Source organism: Sulfuricurvum sp. (genome assembly GCF_036279695.1).
Lineage (GTDB): Bacteria > Campylobacterota > Campylobacteria > Campylobacterales > Sulfurimonadaceae > Sulfuricurvum.
On sequence record NZ_DASUIQ010000017.1, the window covers coordinates 1 to 7,576 of the forward strand.

At 44.1% G+C, this 7,576-nt stretch carries 7 protein-coding genes; 2 read left to right on the forward strand and 5 right to left on the reverse strand.

The window, feature by feature from the left end:
• A partial coding sequence (locus VFW36_RS02315) for a flagellin (protein WP_329657211.1) occupies positions 1 to 250 on the forward strand: 250 nt, incomplete at its 5' end.
• 161 nt (positions 251 to 411) lie between these two features.
• Entirely contained in the window at positions 412 to 1,893 is a 1,482-nt protein-coding gene (locus VFW36_RS02320) for a flagellin B (RefSeq protein WP_329657212.1), read from the forward strand.
• 68 nt (positions 1,894 to 1,961) lie between these two features.
• Here the strand turns inward: VFW36_RS02320 and VFW36_RS02325 are convergent, their stop codons facing one another.
• The 5 genes from VFW36_RS02325 to VFW36_RS02345 all read right to left on the reverse strand — a co-directional run.
• A complete protein-coding gene (locus tag VFW36_RS02325) occupies positions 1,962 to 3,920 on the reverse strand; it encodes a motility associated factor glycosyltransferase family protein (RefSeq protein ID WP_329657213.1) in 1,959 nt (652 codons plus the stop codon).
• Entirely contained in the window at positions 3,913 to 5,268 is a 1,356-nt protein-coding gene (locus VFW36_RS02330; protein ID WP_329657214.1) for an amidase, read from the reverse strand. The genes VFW36_RS02325 and VFW36_RS02330 overlap by 8 nt, the downstream gene beginning before the upstream one ends.
• On the reverse strand, positions 5,265 to 6,398 hold the full coding sequence (locus VFW36_RS02335) for an N-acetyl sugar amidotransferase (protein ID WP_329657215.1): 1,134 nt from the start codon (positions 6,396 to 6,398) through the stop codon (positions 5,265 to 5,267). Before VFW36_RS02335 ends, VFW36_RS02330 begins: the two co-directional genes overlap by 4 nt.
• Positions 6,395 to 6,937: a GNAT family N-acetyltransferase gene (locus VFW36_RS02340; RefSeq protein WP_329657216.1), complete on the reverse strand. Its 543-nt coding sequence runs from the start codon at positions 6,935 to 6,937 to the stop codon at positions 6,395 to 6,397. The genes VFW36_RS02335 and VFW36_RS02340 overlap by 4 nt, the downstream gene beginning before the upstream one ends.
• Positions 6,934 to 7,576 (reverse strand): DegT/DnrJ/EryC1/StrS family aminotransferase (locus VFW36_RS02345; protein ID WP_329657217.1); only part of this gene is annotated, 643 nt, incomplete at its 5' end. The genes VFW36_RS02345 and VFW36_RS02340, both read right to left, overlap by 4 nt.

A 7,576-nucleotide genomic window follows, 5' to 3' on the forward strand; every position in this document is an offset into this window, starting at 1 on the left:
GTCAGCTCAAAAACTACTCGACTCTATCCGTTCAGACCTCGGTTCGGTTCAAAATCAACTTGTCTCAACAGTGAGCAATATCTCTGTTACTCAAGTTAACGTGAAAGCGGCTGAATCACAAATCCGTGATGTCGACTTCGCGGCAGAATCAGCTACATTTGCAAAATATAATATTCTTGCACAATCAGGTTCATACGCTATGAGCCAAGCAAATGCTGTTCAACAAAACGTCCTTCGTTTGCTACAATAGTCTCTCTTGATCGGGCCTCGCCCGATCATCCTCTTCTCTCTTTAACTAAAACTTCTTCTTATAGTCTCTCCATAAACTCATAAATCTTATTACCCCTAATTTTTGGAATACATTTTGCTTTAATCCATAAATCAACATAAAACCAAAAAAGAGGATTTATCATGGGTTTTAGAATTAACACAAACGTAGCGGCAATGAATGCCCACACGTCAGCAAGCGTCACTAACCGTAATTTGGATAGCTCACTAGCTAAACTAAGTTCAGGTCTTCGTATTAACACTGCCGCAGATGATGCTTCAGGGATGGCGATTGCCGACTCTCTTCGTTCACAAGCAAGAGCATTAGGTCAAGCGGTAGCCAACGCCAATGATGCCATCGGTATCGTTCAAATTGCCGACAAAGCAATGGATGAGCAATTAAAACTTTTGGAAACGATCAAAGTAAAAGCAACTCAAGCGGCTCAAGACGGTCAAAGTGCTGACTCACGTAAAGCGTTGCAAGCCGATATTTCTCGTCTGATCCAAGGATTGGATAATATCGCTAACACAACTAACTACAACGGTCAAAACCTCCTTTCAGGTTCTTTTACCAATAAACAATTCCAAGTCGGTGCGTATTCGAATCAAACGATCGATGCGAGTATCGGTGCGACACAAAGTACAAGAATCGGATCGGTGAATTATTACACCGGTTTGAGTATGTCATCGGCAGGAACATCAACATTGACGTTCAGTGCAAACGGTAAAAGTATTGCTCTCCAAGCGGTAGCGATTGACTACAGTGCGGGAAGCGGTCTCGGTAAACTCGCCGATGTTATCAACAATGCATCCGATCAAACCGGTGTACGTGCTTCGTATACTGTTGAAACGGTAATGTCTGGAAATATCGCGGCAAATACCGATATTTCAGGTCTTACCATTAACGGTGTTTCCCTCGGAAACTTCAGTCAACTTGCCCAAAACGATAAAGAGGGTGTTTTGCTCAATGCGATCAATGCCGTCAAAGAGCAAACCGGTGTTACCGCAACCGTAGATACTGCTGGACAAATCCATTTAAAATCAATGGATGGTCGCGGTATCGTCGTTTCTGCAGGTACAGGTTCGGTTACAGGGTTTGTAGAGGGTGGAAACTACGGTAAACTAACACTCTCTCGTCTCGATGCACGTGCGATTATCGTCTCAGCAGCTGCCAATGACGGAAGCGGTCTCTCCAGTGGAGGAAATCGTGCATCCATGAACCTTGCCAGCAGTTTGTACGGTGTTACTTCGACTGCGGCGTTAGCTATCGGTAACTGGGCGTATTCAGCGGCAGGTACCAGTACAGCGGCAACATCGGGGATGGGAGCTGGGGTTACAACCCTCAAAGGGGCTATGGTCGTCATGAACATCGCCGAGGCAGCTCAAAAACTACTCGACTCTATCCGTTCAGACCTCGGTTCGGTTCAAAATCAATTGATCTCAACGGTAAACAATATCTCCGTTACCCAAGTTAACGTTAAATCGGCGGAATCACAAATCCGTGATGTCGACTTCGCGGCAGAATCAGCGAACTTCGCAAAATATAATATTCTTGCGCAATCAGGTTCATACGCTATGAGCCAAGCAAATGCTGTTCAGCAAAACGTTCTCAAATTGCTTCAATAGTAATACTTTCCTGTAGCAGTCTTTTGACTGCTACACACCTTTTTCCCCTCGTTCTTTAATCCGAAACTTTAAATTGACACTTCAATATCATCTTTTACCGGAATAACAATTCTGGATTGTATCTCCTCGGGCCATGTTAAAATCGCTCTTTGAATAATCTCACGCTCTGCATTGATTTGACCTGCAAACGCAAAAAGCCAATAACGATGCGCCATAACCCATTCAAGAAGTTTTGCTTTTTTATCTTCTTCATCTTTAACCACTTTGGCTTGAATTACAGAAAAATCGAGTTCATAATGGAGCAACGACGATTGTAAAATTTGAAAATAAAGCTGAATAAAGAGGTTGTCTTCCGTTAACGCTTTAACCTCATCAATACGATCCGTCAAATGCGTCAACTTTTTCATGGTGATTTTGTCTAATTTCTTTTCATTATGGAACTTGACAAACTCTTCACATGCTTTTTGTACCTCAAGAAAAATCGTTTCGATGAGATTTTGCTTCTCGATGGAATCACTCAACCAAAAATTGATTTTGTCCACGATCGTCGTGATATGTTTTTCAGCTTCTTCCTGAGGAGTCGGATCAAGATGAAAAGTATCTTTGTGTTGTGTAAAATCGACAAGCGTTTCTACCACTTCGCTAAAGGGCATTTCAATCGAACCGGGGATTCTGGCACCCCCCTCGGTTGCGTTTATCGTCCGCTGAGGGGCTTCCTGCCTTGCTATAGCCTGCTCAAAATGGTTCTTAAACATGATCCAATAATGGGTGGTACGGATTTCTCCGTTGCCGCCGTATCGCTCTACATAAAAATCATGTTTACTCGAATCTTCTTCATTTACCCCAAACGTATGATCGTTTGCATGGGATGTATTATCATCACCGAATGCTAAATCCTGACCGATCAAAACAATATTTTTAAATTTCAATGCCATCCCTAACTCATGAGCTAAATTGGCGGCACTCATACCGGAACCCAAATATCCGTAATCGTCTAATCCAAAATATTTTGTGTAATCGTGAGGACGCATCTGCAATACCGTCGTTCCCCCTCGAATCGCTTTTAAAATATCTTCGTGAACAATAGAGACACAAACAAAGATAACATCGTCTTGAAACTCTTTTTCATTCTTTTTGAAAAAGTTGGCTGTCTCGGGAATTCGCTCCAGTACCGTAACAAAGTCGGGTTTTATCCCGTGCTTTTCCAGAATCGGGAAACTCGCATCCACACAAATAATCGTCACATAATCTTGTATTTTTTTGAGTAACGGTATCTGCTTGGTGAGACTCGGTCCCGTAGAGACAACCACTGCGATGTCAGGATGCTTTTGCCCCTGAAGATTAACAATTTTCGGTCCATGTACCATCGCCGGAAGGTTTTTGATGTGGTGTTCGATACCCATCAAAGAGTCTTCAGCAGAATTTCCATATCCTAAAATAGTTGTTTCAAACGCTTTTGTCATAATTGAGATAACGTCTCTCATATCCTCTTCATAATATTGGGAGTAATAGTGCGAGGTTGTTTCGAGGTCAAACAATTTGGCATAAAATTGTGATTGTGAGCTTGTCAGAAAATAATCGGCTTTCGGATAACTGAACTGTGCATACGACTCAATAAAAAGACGATCATTCAAAATAGATTCCGAAAAATCAAGCATATGGAGGATGATATACAAGATTTCCAGATTCGGTTCAATGACAATAATACGCTTAATTTCAGGATCTTTCAGAAGCATTTGGATAATAATGCCGTTTCCCATCCCAAAGAAATAACGAAATGGGAGTTGATACTCTTTACGAGAATTATCGATAAAATCAATAACATCTTGAACCGGCGTGTTGTAAAAAATACTCTTGTTTTCCGTATCGTATAGATTTATATCAACAGCATCTTTGCCCTGATACACCTCAAATCGTGTATTACCTTCTATTTTAAATAAATCCGTTGCGAGATAGGCATTTTTATGAAAAAGAGCTTGTAAATTTTTTTCAAAAACCGGGTGTAGCGAGGTGGTACTTTCACTCATTGGAGTCCTTTTGTGGTACTGGAATAATTGGTTGTATATCACTCAACAAAGAGATGGTGTGCAAATACGCTAAAAAGTCTAATAGTAGTTTGTCGTTATATTTGCGGGTAACGGCACTAACCCCTATCGGCAAACCGTGAGACCCTTTTAACACCGGAAGGGTAGCAATCGGCAATCCCAAATAGGTCCATATCAAATTCGCATCGGGAATATCGGGAGTCGTCAATCCAATCGGCGCTTCATCGGCCGTGGCAAGTGTGATGAGTATATCATACGACTCCATCCATGTGTCAAACTCGCGTGTTTCACGGGATTGTTTTTCCAAAGCGTCTTGATACTCCTCTTTGGTTATACGGAGTCCCTCTTGGATAATATCATAAAAGATGGGGCTCATAAGCTCATGCTTAGCGTATTCTTCTTTGAAATAGTACGCAAGCGATTTATCATAGATCCGCTGATGCGTCGCATGAATCGTATCACAAAACGCGGGAAGGGTGACCTCTTCGATCTCGAATCTCGGATCTTGCAGTTTTTCACACCACTTGGCAAATTGCTCTTTGGCATACACTGAGGCTTCATCCCATTTCGGATGTTTTACAATGCCGATCCGGTAAACTTTATCGGGTATGGAGACGTAATTATCAATGTATTGGTGGACAAACTCGTAATTTTCGCCATGCACGCGGGAAGCATCAAACATCAAACCTAAATCACTAACACTCCGAGTGAAAAAACCGAGAGTATCGAGCGAATCGGTTGTTTTCAGCACACCGATACGGGGCAATACCCCAAAGGTCGGTTTAAATCCATAGATACCGCAATAGCTCGCAGGTCGGCTGATCGAACCCGCCGTTTGGCTTCCCAATGCAACCGGAACCATCCCCGTCGCCACCGCAACGGCCGAACCGCTAGAGGAGGTGCCGGGTGAACGACGAAGATCATGCGGATTGCACGTTTTATCCTGATAGTGAACCGCGAACTCCGCCGTTACCGTTTTGCCTAACATCACAGCGCCTGCGCGACGGAGATAATGGATCATGCGGGCATCATTACCGGGGGTAAAATCACTCCACAGCGGCGAACCCATCTGTGTGGGCATATCAAACGTGTTATAAATATCTTTTACACCGACAGGGATACCATAAAGGGGATAATCGTCTTGATTATAGGTTTCGATTTTGGTGAGTTGCGCTTCAATTGAGCCCTCATCAAAATATTCCCACGCGTTGACAATCGGATCAATATCACGAATCCGCTCTATACAGCTTTGGGCAATCTCTTTGGGTGTCGTAGTATTTGATTTCAATAGAGCCAATAATTCGGTGGCGGTACAATCAGCTAATTTCATCGGCACTCTCTGAATTTTCCTTGGCGCATCGCTTTGAGTACATTGTTGTACTCCTCTTCGGTGATGTTCGCCATATCCAAAAATTCATCCAGATACGCGGGGCGCTGCTGATCGTATTTTTTCGCGATCTCAAACCCCTCTTCACGGGTGAGCAATCCGGCACGGACATCGGCGCTCGCCTGATCGGTTCCCCGCCCGAATCCACGTTTAACGTATTTCATGTGATCGTGCAGAGTTTCAAACTTGCACTCATTCCCTTTGAACCCTTTGTAGTGACCTGGGCGATGCTCTTCACGCCAGTCGTACTCTTTTTTAATGAACTCCATTTGACGCTCATCATCCCAAAAGAGATAGTCTCCCAGATGTAATCCCACCACTCCGACGCGTTCAATATCCTCGAAACTCGGAAGTTCAAACGGTTTTAGATCTTTACGGGTAATCTCTTCATCAATCATCTGTTCAGGATAGAGTTTTGCGGAGACTTTGGTGAAATAATCGCGATCAAACTTTTGGACGTTATCTCTAAAATCGGCACGACCGCTGCTCTCGCACACCGATTCTCCCCAGATAAGGAGCGGAATATTGAATTTAACGGCAATCTGGAGCGGAAACGCACCGACACCCGCATGACAATGCCAGCAGGAATCTCCGATCTTATAAAACGATTTGACAAACAATTTTTTCACTAACGCTTTATTCGGGGTGAACATAATGTGATCGATCTCAAGTTTTTCGAGGGCATTTTCGAGGTTATATTTGCCTGTCTCCGAATACCAGTTATGGTTAAACGTCACGGCAAGCGGTTTCATCCCGTACACTTTTTTGAGGACATGAAGCTGAAAAACGCTGTCTTTTCCCCCGCTGATCGGAATAATACAATCGTAGTTATCCCCCGCCTTCTCTTTGTAGCTCTCTAGTGTTTCACGAAGTACCGCTTCACTTTTTTTCCAGTTGATCCGCATCTTTTGCTCTTGCGCACGGCACGCTAAACAGATACCGAGTTCATCAAACTGCATCCCCTCATTCGAGCTGGGCATACAGCAACGGGTACAGTATTGTAGATACTCTTTATAAAGCGGCTCTCCGTAGCTATCGGGTGGCGTATCGGTAAAAATCATTTGTTTGGTCATAGAGTCTCCTTTTCAGAAACGGTGTTGAGTAATCCATATTCCACTATATCGGCAAAAATGCCGTTTTTCAAAAGGGCTTCACGGCGTCGCCCCTCTTCACTCATGCCGAGCTTCAACGCCAACTTTTGCATACCGGTATTCTCAGAATGGGTACCGCAATAGAGACGATGAAGTTTCAATGTATCAAAAGCATACTCCACCAAAAGTTTCCCCGCTTCATACCCGATCCCTTTTCCGTAAACAGAGGGGTCTCCGATCAAAATAGCCAATTCGGCGTTGCGATTTTTGAGTGAAATTTGCTGTAGTGCAATATTGCCGACATGGCGATCATCCTCACGTAAACAAATCGCAAACACATCCGCACTGGGGTTATCAATCACACTCTTGATATACGATTGTGCCATCTCTCTCGTATACAGAGCATCTCCGTGCGAGTTGTAACGGCATACCTCGGGATCATTCAACCATGATGGGTACGCGCCATCGGCATCACTCATTTCAATCGGACGCAAATAAACACTTTTACCCACAAAGTTCATAAAAGCTCCGCGCGGTTTTCCCATACTTTGACAAAGGCACGTACCACATCATCCATATCCGCTTTGCCCATCCCCGGACGCATAAATTCATGGGTAATAAGACGGTTAAAGTGCATCTCTTCGGTTATCGGACAAAGCCCTTTCGGATAGGTCACTTCGCTGAGGCTAAACGGATAGCCATCCCGCCCGAATGCAATCCGCTCTTGATACAGAGGCTGAAGATAGAGCGGTTTGACATAACCGTAACTCAGCAGTACCACCGATTCTTCGCGTAACAGAGTCGGAGGGAGTTCCGCTTTGACCGCATCGATAAAACGGTTACGGTGCATTTGCGCTACCTCGGCATCAAACTGCAACGGATGAACGTAAAAAGCATGCTTTGCCCCCTTGCGAATTTTGGTCGGTTTTATGCAGGGGATTTGCGCTAATTGCTCATTGAGATACATGGTATTTTCGAGCCTTTGCGCGAGCAATGAGGGGAGCTTTTTGAGCTGACAGCGGGCAATAGAGGCTTCGATCTCGGTCATTCGGTAATTGTAACCGACCATGTTGATGAGTTCTGATTTATCCTTGATCCCCCGTGCGGAGAGAACCGCTTCGGCATGGTTGCGGATCAGGCGGATTTTATCGGCTAGCATA